18 protein-coding genes are annotated in these 17550 nt (G+C 53.8%); 11 read left to right on the forward strand and 7 right to left on the reverse strand.

Annotated features, from left to right (window positions below):
* Window positions 1–114: 114 nt before the first annotated feature.
* From FD428_RS21915 to speB, 4 genes are all read left to right on the forward strand, one after another.
* Window positions 115–252, forward strand: coding sequence for a hypothetical protein (locus tag FD428_RS21915; protein ID WP_275895627.1), 138 nt, complete (start codon window positions 115–117; stop codon window positions 250–252).
* Between the two features lie 97 nt (window positions 253–349).
* Window positions 350–481, forward strand: a complete 132-nt coding sequence (gene yqgB, locus FD428_RS03750; protein ID WP_047463939.1) for an acid stress response protein YqgB — start codon at window positions 350–352, stop codon at window positions 479–481.
* An 8-nt stretch (window positions 482–489) separates the two neighbouring features.
* Window positions 490–2466, forward strand: coding sequence for a biosynthetic arginine decarboxylase (gene speA / locus FD428_RS03755; RefSeq protein WP_024130934.1), 1977 nt, complete (start codon window positions 490–492; stop codon window positions 2464–2466).
* A gap of 230 nt (window positions 2467–2696) precedes the next feature.
* Window positions 2697–3617, forward strand: a complete 921-nt coding sequence (speB, locus tag FD428_RS03760; RefSeq protein ID WP_012135054.1) for an agmatinase — start codon at window positions 2697–2699, stop codon at window positions 3615–3617.
* 39 nt (window positions 3618–3656) lie between these two features.
* Here speB and FD428_RS03765 read toward each other — a convergent pair whose 3' ends face one another.
* Together FD428_RS03765 and FD428_RS03770 are read right to left on the reverse strand one after the other, a co-directional pair.
* Window positions 3657–4925: an OprD family outer membrane porin gene (locus tag FD428_RS03765; protein WP_114848319.1), complete on the reverse strand. Its 1269-nt coding sequence runs from the start codon at window positions 4923–4925 to the stop codon at window positions 3657–3659.
* A gap of 537 nt (window positions 4926–5462) precedes the next feature.
* Window positions 5463–6221, reverse strand: coding sequence for a M48 family metallopeptidase (locus FD428_RS03770; protein WP_047461362.1), 759 nt, complete (start codon window positions 6219–6221; stop codon window positions 5463–5465).
* A gap of 277 nt (window positions 6222–6498) precedes the next feature.
* Here FD428_RS03770 and tkt point away from each other — a divergent pair, with 277 nt between their 5' ends.
* The 7 genes from tkt to FD428_RS03805 all read left to right on the forward strand — a co-directional run bounded on the left by tkt (window position 6499) and on the right by FD428_RS03805 (window position 14180).
* Window positions 6499–8490, forward strand: a complete 1992-nt coding sequence (gene tkt / locus FD428_RS03775; RefSeq protein WP_114848318.1) for a transketolase — start codon at window positions 6499–6501, stop codon at window positions 8488–8490.
* Window positions 8491–8803: 313 nt separating this feature from the next.
* On the forward strand, window positions 8804–9244 hold the full coding sequence (gene cmtB, locus FD428_RS03780; RefSeq protein ID WP_114848317.1) for a PTS mannitol transporter subunit IIA: 441 nt from the start codon (window positions 8804–8806) through the stop codon (window positions 9242–9244).
* Window positions 9245–9271: 27 nt separating this feature from the next.
* Window positions 9272–10654 carry a PTS mannitol transporter subunit IICB gene (locus tag FD428_RS03785; protein ID WP_012135047.1) on the forward strand — a complete coding sequence of 461 codons (1383 nt, stop codon included), beginning with the start codon at window positions 9272–9274 and terminating at the stop codon, window positions 10652–10654.
* Window positions 10655–10678: 24 nt separating this feature from the next.
* Entirely contained in the window at window positions 10679–11956 is a 1278-nt protein-coding gene (locus FD428_RS03790) for a zinc-binding dehydrogenase (protein WP_114848316.1), read from the forward strand.
* The gene (gene glpX / locus FD428_RS03795) at window positions 11953–12924 is read left to right on the forward strand and encodes a class II fructose-bisphosphatase (RefSeq protein WP_012135045.1); all 972 of its coding nucleotides are present in this window, start codon (window positions 11953–11955) and stop codon (window positions 12922–12924) included. The genes FD428_RS03790 and glpX overlap by 4 nt, the downstream gene beginning before the upstream one ends.
* Window positions 12925–12939: 15 nt before the next feature.
* Entirely contained in the window at window positions 12940–13449 is a 510-nt protein-coding gene (locus FD428_RS03800) for an MltR family transcriptional regulator (RefSeq protein WP_047461374.1), read from the forward strand.
* Window positions 13446–14180: a nucleoside/nucleotide kinase family protein gene (locus FD428_RS03805; RefSeq protein ID WP_047461376.1), complete on the forward strand. Its 735-nt coding sequence runs from the start codon at window positions 13446–13448 to the stop codon at window positions 14178–14180. The genes FD428_RS03800 and FD428_RS03805 overlap by 4 nt, the downstream gene beginning before the upstream one ends.
* Here FD428_RS03805 and FD428_RS03810 read toward each other — a convergent pair.
* The 5 genes from FD428_RS03810 to FD428_RS03830 are packed head-to-tail and all read right to left on the reverse strand — an operon-like array spanning window position 14113 to window position 17215.
* Window positions 14113–14820 (reverse strand): ABC transporter ATP-binding protein, encoded by a 708-nt coding sequence (locus FD428_RS03810; RefSeq protein WP_114848315.1) that lies wholly within the window; start codon window positions 14818–14820, stop codon window positions 14113–14115. The genes FD428_RS03805 and FD428_RS03810 overlap by 68 nt on opposite strands.
* Window positions 14814–15491, reverse strand: coding sequence for an energy-coupling factor ABC transporter ATP-binding protein (locus FD428_RS03815; protein ID WP_114848314.1), 678 nt, complete (start codon window positions 15489–15491; stop codon window positions 14814–14816). The genes FD428_RS03810 and FD428_RS03815 overlap by 7 nt, the downstream gene beginning before the upstream one ends.
* Complete coding sequence (locus tag FD428_RS03820; RefSeq protein WP_012135040.1) at window positions 15479–16186, reverse strand: energy-coupling factor transporter transmembrane component T; 708 nt, start codon at window positions 16184–16186, stop codon at window positions 15479–15481. Before FD428_RS03820 ends, FD428_RS03815 begins: the two co-directional genes overlap by 13 nt.
* A complete protein-coding gene (locus FD428_RS03825) occupies window positions 16186–16764 on the reverse strand; it encodes an ECF transporter S component (protein ID WP_012135039.1) in 579 nt (192 codons plus the stop codon). The genes FD428_RS03820 and FD428_RS03825 overlap by 1 nt, the downstream gene beginning before the upstream one ends.
* Before the next feature lie 25 nt (window positions 16765–16789).
* Window positions 16790–17215 carry a PPC domain-containing DNA-binding protein gene (locus FD428_RS03830; protein WP_012135038.1) on the reverse strand — a complete coding sequence of 142 codons (426 nt, stop codon included), beginning with the start codon at window positions 17213–17215 and terminating at the stop codon, window positions 16790–16792.
* Window positions 17216–17550: the final 335 nt, after the last annotated feature.

The following is a 17550-nucleotide window of genomic DNA, read 5'->3' on the forward strand; positions in this document are numbered from 1 at the left end:
TCATACTAAAAAGCACACGACGGATTCCTCGTGTCGCCACTTCCAGCCGGGCTAAAACGTTGCTTTGGCTTAGAGGCTTGTCTTACGGGGCGGCCGTGGAGGTGATACGAGATAATGAACCGTTGTATTCTGCTGAATCTGTCGCACCGTTCTGGTGCGCGCATGTCCCCCGCAATCTGCATCTCTGCTTTGCATACCTGCCGATGTTATACCCATCTCGGCGCTTCTCAGGACTCCAGAGCCGGTCGGTAACGGAAGACTGAACAAGGGCGCTCTTGTTGAAACAAGAGTTTTCTCGTGGTTTCGCCGAACCGTCATACTTAAGTTCGGTTACGTGTTTTACAATGATATGAAAAAGAAACCGGTCGCGCAGGCGGAGCGTCAGCACTATCTGCTGGAAAATACGTCTGTTTATGGGTTGTTATCGCGTCTACGGATTGCGATAGTAGTCAACTGTTTTACACTTGTTAATAAAATTTGAGGTTCGCTATGTCTGACGACATGTCTATGGGTTCGCCTTCGTCAGCAGGCGAACAGGGTGTACTACGCTCCATGCAGGAGGTTGCAATGAGCTCCCAGGAAGCCAGCAAGATGCTGCGTACTTACAATATTGCCTGGTGGGGCAATAACTACTACGACGTCAACGAACTGGGACACATCAGCGTGTGCCCGGACCCTGACGTACCTCAGGCGCGCGTCGATCTCGCCAAACTGGTGAAAGCTCGCGAAGCGCAAGGCCAGCGTCTGCCTGCGTTGTTCTGCTTCCCGCAGATCCTGCAACACCGTCTGCGCTCCATTAACGCGGCGTTTAAACGCGCGCGTGAATCCTACGGTTATAACGGCGACTACTTCCTCGTTTATCCGATCAAGGTCAACCAACACCGTCGGGTGATCGAATCGCTGATTCACTCCGGCGAACCGCTGGGGCTGGAAGCCGGTTCGAAGGCGGAGTTGATGGCGGTTCTGGCGCACGCCGGAATGACCCGCAGCGTGATCGTCTGTAACGGCTACAAAGACCGTGAATACATCCGTCTGGCGCTGATTGGCGAAAAGATGGGCCACAAGGTCTACCTGGTCATCGAGAAGATGTCGGAAATCGCGATCGTGCTGGATGAAGCCGAGCGTCTGAACGTGATCCCGCGCCTGGGCGTACGTGCGCGTCTGGCCTCGCAGGGTTCCGGTAAATGGCAGTCTTCCGGCGGCGAAAAATCCAAATTCGGCCTGGCGGCGACGCAGGTGCTGCAACTGGTTGAAACCCTGCGTGAAGCCGGGCGACTGGACAGCCTGCAACTGCTGCACTTCCACCTCGGCTCGCAGATGGCGAATATCCGCGACATTGCCACCGGCGTGCGCGAATCCGCCCGTTTCTACGTTGAATTGCATAAGCTGGGCGTCAACATTCAGTGTTTCGACGTTGGCGGCGGTCTGGGCGTGGATTACGAAGGAACCCGCTCGCAGTCTGATTGCTCCGTTAACTACGGCCTGAACGAATACGCTAACAACATCATCTGGGCGATTGGCGATGCGTGTGAAGAACACGGTCTGCCGCACCCAACGGTGATCACCGAGTCTGGCCGTGCGGTAACTGCGCACCATACCGTGCTGGTATCGAACATTATCGGCGTGGAGCGTAACGAATATACCGTGCCTACCGCGCCTGCCGACGACGCGCCGCGCGCGTTGCAGAGCATGTGGGAAACCTGGCAGGAGATGCACGAGCCGGGCACCCGTCGCTCGCTGCGTGAATGGCTGCACGACAGCCAGATGGATCTGCACGACATTCACATTGGCTACTCTTCCGGGACGTTCAGTTTGCAGGAACGCGCCTGGGCGGAACAGCTTTACCTGAGCATGTGCCACGAAGTACAGAAACAGCTGGACCCGCAGAACCGTGCGCATCGTCCGATCATCGATGAGTTGCAGGAGCGTATGGCGGACAAAATGTACGTCAACTTCTCGCTGTTCCAGTCAATGCCGGATGCGTGGGGTATCGATCAACTGTTCCCGGTGCTGCCGCTGGAAGGGCTGGATCAGGTGCCTGAGCGCCGCGCGGTGCTGCTGGACATCACCTGTGATTCCGATGGCGCGATCGATCACTACATCGACGGTGACGGCATCGCCACCACTATGCCGATGCCGGAGTACGATCCAGAGAACCCGCCGATGCTCGGTTTCTTTATGGTCGGCGCCTATCAGGAGATCCTTGGCAATATGCACAACCTGTTTGGCGACACCGAAGCGGTTGACGTGTTTGTCTTCCCGGATGGCAGCGTGGAAGTTGAGCTGTCTGACGAAGGGGACACCGTGGCGGATATGCTGCAATACGTACAGCTCGATCCGAACACGCTGCTGACCCACTTCCGCGATCAGGTGAAACAGACCGGTCTGGACGATGCGCTGCAACAGCAGTTCCTCGAAGAGTTTGAGACGGGGCTGTACGGGTACACTTACCTGGAAGACGAGTAGCCGCTGATGCCCGGTGGCGCTGCGCTTACCGGGCCTACGAATGTAGGCCGGATACGGCGAAGCCGCCATCCGGCAGAATGCTATACTCACTTGAACCCGTATGAATTAACGGCGATAATTCGCCCCAATAAGCGATTTACGAATCAATCCCTTCCTCGTCGGGTTTAACGACGCGGAGGGGATTTTTTTTCATCTGTTTTTAATGTATCGACTTTAAAAGAGGTCAGGACATGAGCACTTTAGGTCATCAGTACGATAACTCCCTGGTTTCCAACGCCTTCGGCTTTCTGCGTCTGCCGCTGAATTTCCAGCCTTATGACAGCGACGCCGACTGGGTTATCACCGGCGTACCGTTTGATATGGCGACTTCCGGTCGTGCGGGCGGCCGCCACGGCCCGGCGGCAATCCGTCAGGTTTCCACTAACCTGGCCTGGGAGCACAACCGCTTCCCGTGGAACTTCGACATGCGCGAGCGTCTGAACGTTGTGGACTGCGGTGACCTGGTCTATGCGTTTGGCGACGCGCGCGAGATGAGTGAAAAATTGCAGGCGCATGCGGAGAAACTGTTGTCAGCCGGTAAACGTATGCTCTCCTTCGGCGGCGACCACTTCGTGACCCTGCCGCTGCTGCGCGCTCATGCAAAGCACTTTGGCAAAATGGCGCTGGTGCATTTTGACGCGCATACCGACACCTACGCGAACGGCTGCGAGTTTGACCACGGCACCATGTTCTACACTGCGCCGAAAGAGGGGTTGATTGACCCGAACCACTCCGTGCAGATTGGTATTCGTACTGAATTTGATAAAGACAACGGTTTCACCGTGCTGGATGCCTGCCAGGTGAACGATCGCGGCGTGGATGATATCATCGCGCAGGTTAATCAGATCGTTGGCGATATGCCGGTCTACCTGACCTTTGATATCGACTGTCTGGACCCGGCGTTCGCACCGGGCACAGGGACACCGGTGATCGGCGGCCTGACTTCCGATCGCGCCATTAAACTGGTGCGCGGTCTGAAAGATCTGAACATTGTTGGGATGGACGTGGTGGAAGTGGCTCCGGCTTATGACCAGTCCGAAATCACCGCGCTGGCTGCGGCGACCCTGGCGCTGGAAATGCTCTACATTCAGGCGGCGAAAAAAGGCGAATAAGTGCTTCCCCCTCTCCGTCATCAGGAGAGGGGGTTTAACTTAAAAGATGTTAAACGGATATTCCACGTAAGCGCGAATCTCGTTGCCGCTAACGTTATAGTCGCTGGCGTTGCTGGACACGCGTAATACGGAATAGCGCAGCTTCAGTTTCAGGTCTTTTGCCATGCCGTCCTGAACCTGGTATTGCACCTGGTTGAACCACTCGTGCTCTTTGCCGTTGCTGGTTGCCGATGTTTTGATGTTATCGCCGCGAACATAAGCGGTTGTCCAGCTCAGCCCCGGTAAACCGAGACCGGCAAAATCCAGTCCATATGACGCCTGCCAGGAACGTTCGTTTTCACCGTTAAAATCAGACCAGTAAGAGTTCGCCAGCCAGATGGTGTTGCCGCCATCGCCGACGCCGCCCTGATCGCGATAGCTGCCGTAGTGATAACCGGTGCTGCCGCTGCTTTGCTGATACGCCACTTTAAAGGTATGAATATCCCAGATATAACTTGCCGCCAGGCTCCAGATGCTGTTGCTGCGGCCAGTATTCAGGCTATCGGCGTAACCGGAATCCAGACGTGAGTTGTAGCCGTTAAAGTCCAGCACCAGCTGCTGTCCGGTGCTGAAAGGCTGTTTGAAGTTCAGTCCCAGATACTGTTTGTTCAGCACATCTTCGACGTGCGAGGCATACAGGGCGCCGCTGAACTGATCGTTAAACTGGTAGCTCGCGCCGCCGAAAGAGAGGCTTTTCAGGCCGCTGTTGTGGCGGTCGTCGCTTTTGCGCTGCTCGTCGGTGAAATAACCGGCATTAATTTCCAGACCGTCGATCTCTCTGGAGGTCAACATGGTGCCGGTGAAGCTTTCAAACAGCAGACGGGAATCGTCGGCGTAGACGATCGGGAGCTGCGGACGCTGGTTGCCGTAGCTCAGGACGGTGTTGGAGATGCGCATTTTGGCGGTTGCGCCAAATTTTGCCAGATCGGATTTCGCGCGGCCGTCGCTGTCTTGTTTGAAGAAGTCGATACCGCCTGCGCCACTGCGGCCACGGCCGCCGTCCAGACGCACGCCATACTGCGCAATACCGTCAACGCCAAAGCCGATCAAACCTTCGGTATAGCCAGATTCAAAGGTGGCGACAATGCCCTGGCCCCATTCGGCTTTGTCCTGTACGCCGCCCTGATAGTCGCGGTTAATCCAGGCGTTACGTAAAAAGAGATTTAAATGGCTGTCATTAACAAAACCCTGGCTGTCGGATTGTTGGCTGGCAATGGCAGGCAATGCGGCGAATAAACTTAATGCGATTAACGATATTTCTTTTTTCACTGAGGGAACTTCTCTTTATGGATAATATCAAATTGAATTGCTGCGTTACGGATAGTTACCTGAATAATTATTGATTGCAAACATTTTGTGACAAAGGCTTACAGCCGTTGGCGTGCCGGTCATATCGGGACTGGACTATTTTATATTTTGTCTGTGGCGTTAAAAGAAGTGATAAAACATGCCGGGGAATATAAATACTAAAATAATCCTCTATCAGAGAATAAAACGTCGAATATATCGCTACTGTTTATATTCTGATATTTAACGTTCTGTGCGCTTAAGTTATCAATTTATGCGCTATAAGAATGGGGTAATTACCATTTGAGCGCTATTCTGTCTGCCGGGAGAATATTTAGCCAGGAAGATTGTTTCCGTTCACCTGATGTTCAACATTCCTCTGAAAACTCAGTACTCGTGAACGTGCAAGGGAGGCGGCGACGAGCCTCCTTAACACGTTCGCAAATGCTATGGTTTCAGACAGGTAACGAACATAAGGCGAACGGAACAGCTAACAAGAGCTACATGTTGCTCTCGTTTTTATTTAATACCGTCTGCCGCCATTCGGTCGCGAATATGCTGGGCGCGTTCGGCGGAGGCCGGGTGATCGTCAAACATGGAGCTTTGACGTCCCGCTTCCAGCTTCGCCAGTTTCTCAAAGCTGGTTGCCAGACCGGCCGGACTGATGCCGCGTTTGCGCAACAAGTCATAGGAGTAATCATCCGCTTCGGACTCCTGGCGCTGGGAGAACTGTGAGTTCACCAGTTTCTCGCCAAGATCGCCCAACTGTGACTGCGACAGACTGCCGACAATACCGCCAGCGGAAGCGGCTGCGGCGCGAACCGCGTTAGTCCCCAGCGCAACCTGCATCCCTTTCTTCACATGGCCGAGCGCAACGTGTCCCATTTCGTGGCCGATGACCGCCTCCACTTCGTTATCGGTCATGATGTCCATCAGGCCGCTATAGACGCGGATACAGCCGTTCGCCATTGCAAACGCGTTAACGTCTTTCGCCACATAGACTTTGTAATTCACCGGCTGGCCGTTGATATTGTCGCCGAGCGCAGAGGCGATTTTGGTCAGTCGCTTCGCGTATTCGCTGCTGGCCGGGGCGATCGTCGCCTTGCTGTCCATTTCCGTACATGCCTGGTCGCTGAGCGCTTTTACTTGCTCATCACTGAGGCTGTAAGCCTGAAAAGCGCCTGCACCTGAAGCGAGCAGTCCATTGGAGTCCATATTCTGGCAACCGGTCAGAACCGTCGCCATGCTCATAGCAAGCAGTAAAGCGCGAATTTTCATGTTTTCTCTTCCGCACGAAATCAGGATTGTTCTAAAAGTGCGCCTTGTGTCGATGAACCAGCGCCACGCTAAGTATAAAGAAAAGAACGACAAGGGGGTGAGCAGATTGCGCAACATGCGAACACGATCCGGAGATTTCTGAAGCGGCGAAAGGATGCTCCATGTACATGGCTCGCGGCTTGGGTTACATTGTTGGCACTTTTTTCCGGCGTAGCCCAAAACGCGCTGTCGTCAAGTCGTTAAGGGCATGGCCTTCATCATCCGATCTGGAGTCAAAATGTCCTCACGTAAAGAGCTTGCCAATGCTATTCGTGCGCTGAGCATGGACGCAGTACAGAAAGCCAAATCCGGTCACCCGGGTGCCCCTATGGGTATGGCTGACATTGCCGAAGTCCTGTGGCGTGATTTCCTGAACCACAACCCGCAGAACCCTTCCTGGGCTGACCGTGACCGCTTCGTGCTGTCTAACGGCCACGGCTCCATGCTGATCTACAGCCTGCTGCACCTCACCGGCTATGACCTGCCGATGTCTGAGCTGCAAAACTTCCGTCAGCTGCACTCCAAAACGCCGGGCCACCCGGAAGTGGGTTACACCGCAGGTGTTGAAACCACCACCGGCCCGCTGGGCCAGGGGATTGCGAACGCGGTCGGTATGGCGATTGCGGAAAAAACACTGGCGGCGCAGTTCAACCGTCCAGGCCACGATATCGTGGATCACTTCACCTATGCCTTCATGGGCGATGGCTGCATGATGGAAGGTATTTCCCATGAAGTCTGCTCTCTGGCAGGAACGCTGAAGCTGGGCAAACTGATCGCGTTCTACGATGACAACGGTATCTCTATCGATGGCCACGTTGAAGGCTGGTTCACTGATGACACCGCTAAACGTTTCGAAGCCTACGGCTGGCACGTTGTGCGCGGTATCGACGGTCACGATGCTGAAGCGATTAAACGCGCGGTTGAAGAAGCGCGCGCCGTTATTGACAAACCGTCCCTGCTGATGTGCAAAACCATCATCGGTTTCGGTTCCCCGAACAAAGCGGGTACGCACGATTCTCACGGCGCGCCGCTGGGCGATGCTGAAATCGCACTGACCCGCGAACAGCTGGGCTGGAAATACGCGCCGTTCGAAATCCCGTCTGAAATCTATGCGCAGTGGGATGCGAAAGAAGCCGGTCAGGCAAAAGAAGCGGCCTGGAATGAGAAATTCGCCGCCTATGCAAAAGCCTTCCCGCAGGAAGCCGCTGAATTTACCCGTCGTATGAAAGGCGAAATGCCGTCTGACTTCGATGCGAAAGCGAATGAATTTATCGCTAAGTTGCAGGCTAATCCGGCGAAAATCGCCAGCCGTAAAGCGTCTCAGAATGCGATTGAAGCGTTTGGGCCGCTGCTGCCTGAGTTCCTCGGCGGTTCCGCTGACCTGGCGCCAAGCAACCTGACCCTGTGGTCGGGTTCTAAAGCCATCAACGAAGATGCTGCGGGTAACTACATCCATTACGGCGTGCGCGAGTTCGGTATGACCGCCATCGCTAACGGTATCTCCCTGCACGGTGGTTTCCTGCCGTACACCTCTACCTTCCTGATGTTCGTGGAATATGCCCGTAACGCGGTGCGTATGGCTGCGCTGATGAAACAGCGTCAGGTGATGGTCTACACCCACGACTCCATCGGTCTGGGCGAAGATGGCCCGACTCACCAGCCGGTAGAGCAGGTGGCTTCTCTGCGCGTAACGCCGAACATGAGCACCTGGCGTCCGTGTGACCAGGTTGAATCCGCAGTGGCGTGGAAATACGGCGTTGAGCGTCAGGACGGCCCGACCGCGCTGATCCTCTCCCGTCAGAATCTGGCGCAGCAGGAACGTACCGAAGAGCAGCTGGCGAACATCGCGCGCGGTGGTTATGTGCTGAAAGATTGCGCCGGTCAGCCGGAACTGATCTTCATCGCAACCGGTTCTGAGGTTGAGCTGGCCGTTGCCGCATGGGACAAACTGTCTGCCGAAGGCGTGAAAGCGCGCGTGGTCTCCATGCCGTCTACCGACGCGTTCGACAAGCAGGATGCCGCTTACCGTGAAGCCGTACTGCCGAAAGCGGTTTCCGCTCGCGTGGCAGTGGAAGCGGGTATCGCTGACTACTGGTTCAAATACGTGGGCCTGAATGGCGCTATCGTCGGCATGACCACCTTCGGTGAGTCTGCGCCTGCTGAGCTGCTGTTCGAAGAGTTCGGCTTTACCGTTGATAACGTTGTCGCGAAAGCAAAAGAACTGCTGTAATCACGATACAACTCCGAACGGGTCGCTCAGGCGGCCCGTTTTTTATAAATGGATTATAAATAATTTCGTTCAGACAAGTGGCTATATATGATCTAATTCACATATTTGATATTTAGTGATTTTATGTAATTGTGATAAATGGCACATAAATACAGTTGCTTTTTATTTTTATGTTTTTAACTGTCTGTTTTTATTGAGTTCTAAAAAAACACTTTCTCCTTCTTCGCATTTTTCCCCTCGATTGATTTCGCTTTGCCGCGCGAGTATTTTGTTTTTAACGATAAGCAGTACCCTATATAAATAAGGATAATTTATGCGGCTGATTGATTATTTCCCTGAATCGTCAATAGCAATAAAAAATGCAGCGACTGACTGGCGCGAAGCAATTGATTTTTCCATGTCCTCTCTGCTTTCTCATGACTATGTTAACTCACGGTATATTCAGGCCATTAAAGAGTCCACATTAACCAATGGACCTTATTATATTCTGGCGCCAGGCGTCGCAATGCCGCATGCGCGTCCTGAATGTGGTGCTTTAAAAACGGGGATGTCGTTAACACTCCTCCGGCAAGAAGTGAAGTTTACAGAAGATGATTCGATCAAACTATTAATCGGTCTATCCGCCGCAGATGCGGACTCTCACATTGGCGCTATTCAGGCGTTAAGTGAATTATTATGTGAAGATGAAATTCTTACTGAGTTGTTAACAGCGACATCTGAAAAACAGCTAGCGGATATTATTGCTCGCGCATAATTAATTTCTCCTCTACAGGATATTATTATGGAACACAAGTCTGCTCGTGCAAAGGTCCAGGCTTTTGGGGGCTTTTTGACTGCAATGGTCATTCCCAATATCGGCGCATTTATTGCCTGGGGGTTTATTACTGCCTTATTTATTCCAACCGGTTGGCTACCGAATGAACATTTCGCCAAAATAGTTGGCCCTATGATCACCTATTTGCTGCCAGTAATGATCGGTTCTACTGGCGGCCATCTGGTGGGCGGGAAACGAGGCGCGGTGATGGGGGGAATTGGTACGATTGGCGTCATTATCGGCGCGGATATTCCTATGTTCCTCGGCTCAATGATCATGGGGCCACTTGGTGGGCTGGTGATTAAACATATCGACCGACTGCTGGACAAGCGTATTCCCGCTGGCTTTGAGATGGTGATTAATAACTTCTCTCTGGGGATTGCCGGGATGCTCCTGTGCCTGCTGGGGTTTGAGGTGATTGGCCCGGCAGTGCTCATCGCGAATAATTTTGTGAAAGAGTGTATTGAATCGCTGGTGCATGCCGGTTATCTGCCGCTGCTGTCGCTTATTAACGAACCCGCGAAAATTCTCTTTCTGAATAACGCGATTGATCAGGGCGTCTATTACCCGTTGGGGATGCAACAGGCGTCGGAGACGGGGAAATCGATTTTCTTCATGGTGGCCTCTAACCCTGGCCCGGGATTAGGGCTGCTGCTGGGCTTTACCTTCTTTGGCCGTGGTATGAGCAAAAAGTCCGCGCCGGGAGCGATGATCATCCACTTCCTGGGGGGGATTCACGAGCTGTACTTCCCGTATGTATTGATGAAACCGTTAACGCTGATTGCGATGATCGCTGGCGGGATGACGGGAACCTGGGTATTTAATCTGTTAGGCGGCGGACTGGTTGCAGGCCCAAGTCCGGGTTCGATTTTCGCGTACCTTGCGCTGACGCCGAAAGGATCTTTCCTGGCTACGATCGCGGGTGTAACGGCGGGAACGCTGGTGACCTTCATCGTGACTTCGATCATCCTGAAAATGGAAAAGAGCGTTGAAACGGAGAATGAAGAAGACCATTTCGCAGAGTCTGCGAAAGCCGTGAAAGCAATGAAACAGGAAGGCGCATTTTCTTATAAGAATATTAAACGTATCGCTTTTGTCTGCGATGCCGGAATGGGTTCCAGCGCGATGGGGGCAACGACATTCCGTAAGCGTCTGGAGAAAGCCGGTCTGGTGATTGCGGTGGCTCATCATGCTATCGAAAATGTTCCTGATGACGCCGATATTATCGTGACGCATGCCAGCCTTGAGGGCCGCGTTAAGCGTGTGAGTAATAAGCCCACGGTGTTAATTAAAAATTACATCGGTGACCCACTGCTGGATGAATTATTTAAAAAACTCATCGCGGATTAGCATCATCAATTTTTCGGAGTAACTATGAAGACCAAAGTAGCTGCTATTTATGGTAAGCAGGATGTTCGCATCCGCGAGTTTGAATTGCCTGAAATTACAGATAATGAACTGTTAGTGAGTGTAATATCAGACAGCGTGTGTTTATCGACATGGAAAGCCGCCACGTTAGGTAGCGGGCATAAACGTGTGCCTGATGACTTAGAGAATCACCCGGTTATTACTGGTCATGAGTGCGCAGGTATTATTGTTGAAGTGGGGAAAAACCTGACCGATAAATATAAAAAGGGACAACGCTTTGTGTTGCAACCGGCGATGGGGTTGCCCAGCGGATATTCAGCGGGATATAGCTATGAATATTTTGGCGGCAATGCGACGTATATGATTATTCCTGAGCTGGCAATTAACCTCGGCTGTGTTTTACCGTATCACGGCTCCTATTTCGCGGCGGCGTCACTGGCAGAACCCATGTGCTGTATTATCGGCGCATACAATGCGAACTACCACACGACGCCTTATGTTTATGAGCACCGTATGGGGGTGAAACCCGGCGGTAATATTGCGCTTCTGGCGTGTGCCGGGCCGATGGGGATCGGCGCCATTGATTATGCCATCAACGGTGGTATCCAGCCTTCGCGAGTGGTGGTGGTCGATATTGATGAAGCCCGTCTGTCACAAGCGAAAAAACTGCTGCCGGTCGAGCTGGCGGCGGCGAAGGGGATTGAGCTTGTTTATGTGAATACCTGCGGCATGGAAAACCCGACGGCAAAACTGCGTGCGCTAACGGAAGATGCGGGTTTCGATGACGTTTTCGTTTACGCCGCCGTCCCGGCGGTGGTGGAAATGGCCGATACACTGCTGGCTGAAGACGGTTGTCTGAACTTTTTCGCGGGCCCAACGGATAAAGATTTTAAGGTTCCGTTTAACTTCTACAACGTGCATTACAACAGTACCCATGTTGTGGGAACGTCCGGTGGTTCGACCGATGACATGAAAGAGGCCATTGCGTTGAGCGCCACAGGGCAACTACAGCCTTCATTTATGGTAACGCACATTGGCGGGCTGGATGCCGTCCCGGAAACGGTGCTTAACCTGCCCAATATTCCGGGCGGGAAAAAACTCATTTATAACGGCGTGACCATGCCGCTGACCGCTATCGCCGATTTTGCCGAAAAAGGAAAAACCGACCCGTTATTCAAAGCGCTGGCGCGTCTGGTTGAAGAGACGCACGGCATCTGGAATGAAAACGCGGAGAGATATTTGCTGGCGCAGTTTGGCGTAGATATTGGGGAGGCGGCGGCATGATGTCTCTGGCGTGGCCGCTTTTTCGGATTACGGAACAGGCAGCGCTTGCTGCCTGGCCGCAAACCGGATGCGGCGATAAAAACAAAATCGATGGACTGGCGGTGACAGCCATGCGTCAGTCATTAAATGAAGTCGCCATGCGGGGCAAAATTGTTATCGGCGAAGGCGAAATCGACCATGCGCCGATGTTGTATATCGGTGAGGAGGTCGGAACCGGGACAGGGCCGAGCGTGGATATCGCCGTCGACCCGATTGAGGGAACGCGCATGGTGGCGATGGGGCAGAATAATGCGTTGTCCGTGATGGCGCTGGCGCCGCAGGGGAGCCTGCTGCATGCGCCTGACATGTATATGCGCAAACTGGTGGTTAACCGTCAGGCGAAGGGGGCGATTAACCTCGCGTTATCGCTGGAAGAGAACCTGCGTAATATTGCCGCTGCGCTGAATAAGCCGCTCACGTCGTTGCGTATGGCGACGCTGGATAAACCGCGCCATCAGGCGGTTATTCAGCAGGCCGCGCAGCTTGGCGTTAAGGTGTTTGCTTTGCCGGATGGTGATGTCGCCGCCAGCGTATTAACCTGCCAGCAACATCATCCGTTCGATGTGATGTACGCTATTGGCGGCGCGCCGGAAGGGGTGATATCAGCCTGCGCCGTGAAGGCGCTTGATGGTGATATGCAGGCTGAGTTGATTGACTTTTGTCAGGCGAAAGGTGAAACGGCGGAACACCGATTGATCGCGAACGATGAGTTACGTCGCTGTAAGCAAATGGGTGTCGCGGTGAACCGGGTTTATACGCTGGATGAACTCGTGGGAAGCCAGGATATTCTGTTTTCAGCAACGGGCGTAACGGGAGGCGATCTGTTACATGGCGTGCAGAAAACGGAAAATGGCGTCAGTACGCAAACATTACTGATCGGCGGCATCGATCGAACGTGTAATATAATAGACTCTCTGCATTGCTGGTGATTTATCGAGAAACGCATGACGACGTTGACAGAAGATGATGTACTTGAGCAACTGGACGCTCAGGATAATTTACTTTCGTTTATGGCAACCGCAAATGACATCCTGTTGCAGGCCATCAAAAATTTTCTGCCGTCATTATTCGTCAATAACGATGAAGAAATCGTCGAATATGCAGTGAAGCCGTTACTGGCTCAAAGCGGCCCGCTTGATGACATTGATGTGGCAATACGTTTGATTTATGCGTTGGGAAAAATGGATAAATGGCTGTATGCCGATGTGATTCACTTCTCTCAGTTTTATCAGTATTTACGTGAACAGCGTGAAATCCCCCGTTTTTCTGATGATATCACCTGGGATTTTATGAGTAACGTCAATAGCATAACGACGAATGCCACACTCTACAATTCGTTGAAATCAATGAAGTTTGCAGATTTCGCTATCTATTCAGAAATACGTTTTGTCACCATGATCAAAACCGGGCTGGCTTTAGCGGTAACGACGATATTAAGGGAACTAACACCGTGAAAATATCGCTCCAGATTAATGGGCTGATGACCGACGCCTGGTATGATGACGATGAAGTAGAAAATGTCCATAAACCGCTGTTACGGCATCTGGCAACATTAAACGCGAAAACACCTGAGCGCCGCACCGTTATTTTTCTGAGTGCTCCGCCAGGAACAGGAAAGTCAACGCTCACCACCTTCTGGGAATATCTGTCGCGTAACGATCCAGAATTACCGACGATCCAGACGCTGCCGATGGATGGCTTCCATCATTATAATCGCTGGCTGGATGAGCATGAACTGCGCGCCGCTAAAGGTGCGCCTGAAACCTTTAACGTTGAAAAACTGGCGAGTAATTTACGTCAGCTCCATGAGCAGAATGCAACCTGGCCTCAATATGATCGCCAGCTGCATGACCCTGTCGAAAATGCCATTCAGGTGACGGCGCCTGTCGTTATTATTGAAGGAAACTGGCTGTTGTATAACGCGCCGTCCTGGCGCGAGCTACGGCAGTATTGCGATTATTCACTGTTTATCCGCGCGCCTGCCGATGTGCTGCGCGGCCGTTTAATCGCACGTAAACAGGCAGGAGGGCTGAGCGAAGAGCAGGCGCAGATATTTTTTGACCGTACCGACGGGCCTAACGTTTGTCGGGTGCTGGAAAACAGCTTACCTGCGAGTCTTACGTTAGAGATGACGGCAAAGGGTGAGTATCGTCTTGCGCAGGCGTTGCCTGACGAGCCTCAGTAATGGCCCCGTTATGCAGACGAACCACCCTGGAAAAATGGCGCTGCGTAAAGGCGGCGTCATGACTGATCGCCACCACGCTGGTTCCCCGTTGTCGGCAAACCGCGAGCCAGTTTTCAAAGATTGCCAGCCAGTGGGCGTCAAAATCCCGGCTGGGTTCATCAAGCATCAGAATTGCTGGTCTCATGACGTCAAGACTGGCAACGGCGACCATACGGCGTTGCGCCGTATGAAGATCTAACGGATGCATATCCGCGACCTCTTCCAGAGCGCATAATTTCAGCGCCGTAGCGGTGCGTTGCGCAATTTCGGTCGGCGGCAACTTTTGTAGCCGCAAGCCAAAAGCGACCTCTTCGGCGACATTACTGTGAAAAAGCTGGTTTTCCGCTTCCTGAAACAGCACGCCGAGAATCTGCGCGCGTTCGCGGTTTTTGCGTTGCGCAATCGGCGTTCCCTGAAGCAGCACGTCGCCGGATGACGGAGTGAGTAAGCCAGCCATGATGCGCAGAAGCGTCGATTTCCCCGCGCCGTTATCACCGGTCAGCGCCAGCCATTCCCCTGCGTTCAGCGTCAGTGAGATATCGTGAAGGCAGGGAGTAGCGGCGCCCGGCCAGCGAAAAGTCACCTGTTCTAGCGTCAGCATCGTAAAGATAATCCTTCGTTGTGCAACTGCCATGTGCGATCGCAATAGGCGAGAAAGGGGGCGGGGTCACGCTCAAAAAGAATGATTAACGCCTGTTGCGTATGCGCCCAGTCCTGTAAACGCGCCAGCAGCAGCGCCGTGGCCTGAGCCGTTAAACGGCTGAACGCTTCATCAAGAATCAACAGTTTCGGCTGCATAGCGAGTGCGCTGGCAATCACCACGCGCTGGGTTTCCCCGCCGGAAAGCGTACCCGGGTGGCGATGGCGCAATGGCTGGCATTCCGTCAGCGAGAGCGCGGCATCAACGCGACGCAGGATCTCCGCTTCTCTGAGCGCAAGGTTTTCCGGGCCGAACGCGATCTCTTCCTCCACGCTGAAGGTACAGCCGGAAAGTTGCAGCCAGGGCGACTGCTGGACAAGCTGGATGGTTTGCGCGTGTTCCGCCAGGGAGCGCTGCCCTATGGGCGTGCATAACAGTTCGCCTTTTCCGTCGATCGTGCCGGGAAGAAAATCGGGAAACCAGCCCGCCATTAACTGCGCCAGCGTACTTTTTCCGCTGCCGTTATTGCCAAAAATCGCCACGATACCGGGCGTGTCATAATGAAAATCGAAGCACAGCGGGGCGCGCGTCGCATGTGTCGGGTGATAACGGAACTGCTCTAGCGTAACCATATCCACACTCCGGTTTCGACCAGCATCGCCAGTATCATGCTGTAGCGTGCGACCCGTTGCCGGGCGCTGTCCTCCGGCGCCCACAATGTGGTGCGACGGCGATGTAAACGAAACGCCCGCATATCCAATGCCGCGCCGCGAACCGCCAGATCGTTGAGCGCATTGTGCGTTAACGGAACGATAAGCGCAGGCATGGCGCGAAGTCGCTGATACCAACGTTCGTCCAGCGGCACGCCGCGGGCGCGCTGGGCTTCATGAATGATCGACAGCTGGCGTTTTAGCTGTTCGACAACCAGTAGTGGGCCGGCAAACAGGTAGGCGATGCCCGGCGGCAGGCGTGAGGCGAACAGGGCGCGAATAAACTGGCGAACCGGCACGTACTGCATCCACAACTGTGAGGTGGAGACTATCGCCAGAATCCGTAGCCAGAGCGTGACGGCGTGTTGCCAGCGTTGCGGATCGCGCGGCTGGCCGCTGATCCACTCGGTCAGCCAGCCTCCGTGTACCAGCCATAGGCCGAACCCCAGAGAAAACATCAGCCACGCGACATATTTCGCCCGCGGGCGCGTGGCGCTTATCCCCAGTAAACAGAGAAACGTCGCCGCGCTGTACAGCGTGAGCGCCATGCCGGCAGGAAGCAGCAGCGTGGTGCAGGCGGCCAGCGCCCAGAGCGTTAACGAGGTAAAAGGGTGCATTAGCGCACGGGCGACATCGTTGGGAAATGGCGCGTGGTGCGTAATGGCAACTGGCGCAACAGCACCCAGACGATAATCGCGGTCAGGATTTTATCGACCAGATTCGCCCCCAGGACGGTAATCGCAACGGACTCCACCAGGTTCTGACCGACAGAGTGCATCCAGGCGACAAACAGGTCGGCGCCGCTTCCGGTCACACCGCCAAACAGCGTGGTTCGCAGCGGCACGGCGACAACTGTGACCGCCAGCGTAATCACCACGCCGCTGGCCACCACTTTTGGCAGGGTGCGAAACCATCCGGCACGCGCCAGCCAACCGGCGACCAGGCCAATCACCATCGCGACCGGCGCAAAGGCGGCGGCGATGGGATCGGTTAATAATCCCCAGAGTACATTGGTGAGCAACCCGGTTAACATGCCGACTATCGGGCCGAGCAGGACGGCGCTGATCAACGTCCCGATGGAGTCGAGGAAAACCGGTAACTTCAACATGCTGATGAGCTGTCCGCCGATCATATTGATGGCGATAGCAATCACGATCAAAGCCAGGGACTGGCTGGAAAACTGGCGACGCGCCATAGAAAACCTCTTACTGAGTGAAACGTTAACGGGGTGAGATAACCAGTTCTTCATAACCGGAAACAGCGCAGGGCTGGCGGCTAAACGCCAGCGCGTTAAGCTCTCCGATGACCAGCTCAAGCGTGGTGCGAACGGTACAGCCTGCCATCATATGGCCGCCCAGCATTGCGCCTTTTGGGTCGGAAACAGAGAGATGAAGGTGTTCGCCAGTGAGTTCCAGCGTGCCGTTCAGGGAGATGACCTCATACGTTCCGGTGAGCAGGGTGGTTTCCTCTTGCCCGGCGAATCGCAGCGCGACGTCAGTCAGGCTGCCGGTACACCCGGCTATCCACGCGGCGCGCAGTTGGTGCTGTTGGACGAACGCGTGTAGTTGTGAAAAAACTTCCTGGCCGGGAAGCAGGCGCAGCGCATAAAAGCGTGCGGCAGATGAGGGAACTGGCGGCATTGTCATGGTTTGGGGACTCCGAGACTCGGACGTAGCGCTGATAATATAGACGCTGGCTCACGTACTTCCTGATATAAATCAGGATTTGTGACGCGGCAACGAAAAGATATTGCTACGCTTATTCGCCATTCTGGAATATGGAATAAATTGGGCGCTAGAGGGGATGAAAGTGTGATGCAGGTCAGATAACTGGCTTCTTTGACTGGACAATCATTCCTTTTATTCCTCGTTTCGCTTATTCTAGCTGAAGCGTTTCAGTCGATTAAATGTTCGACAAATAATCAATCAGTCGCAGTTTGCGACAGGTAAGGTTTTCCTCGACGATTTGCTGGATTACTCTG

It is taken from the genome of Citrobacter sp. TBCP-5362 (genome assembly GCF_005406305.1).
GTDB classification, from domain to species: Bacteria; Pseudomonadota; Gammaproteobacteria; order Enterobacterales; family Enterobacteriaceae; genus Citrobacter_B; species Citrobacter_B koseri.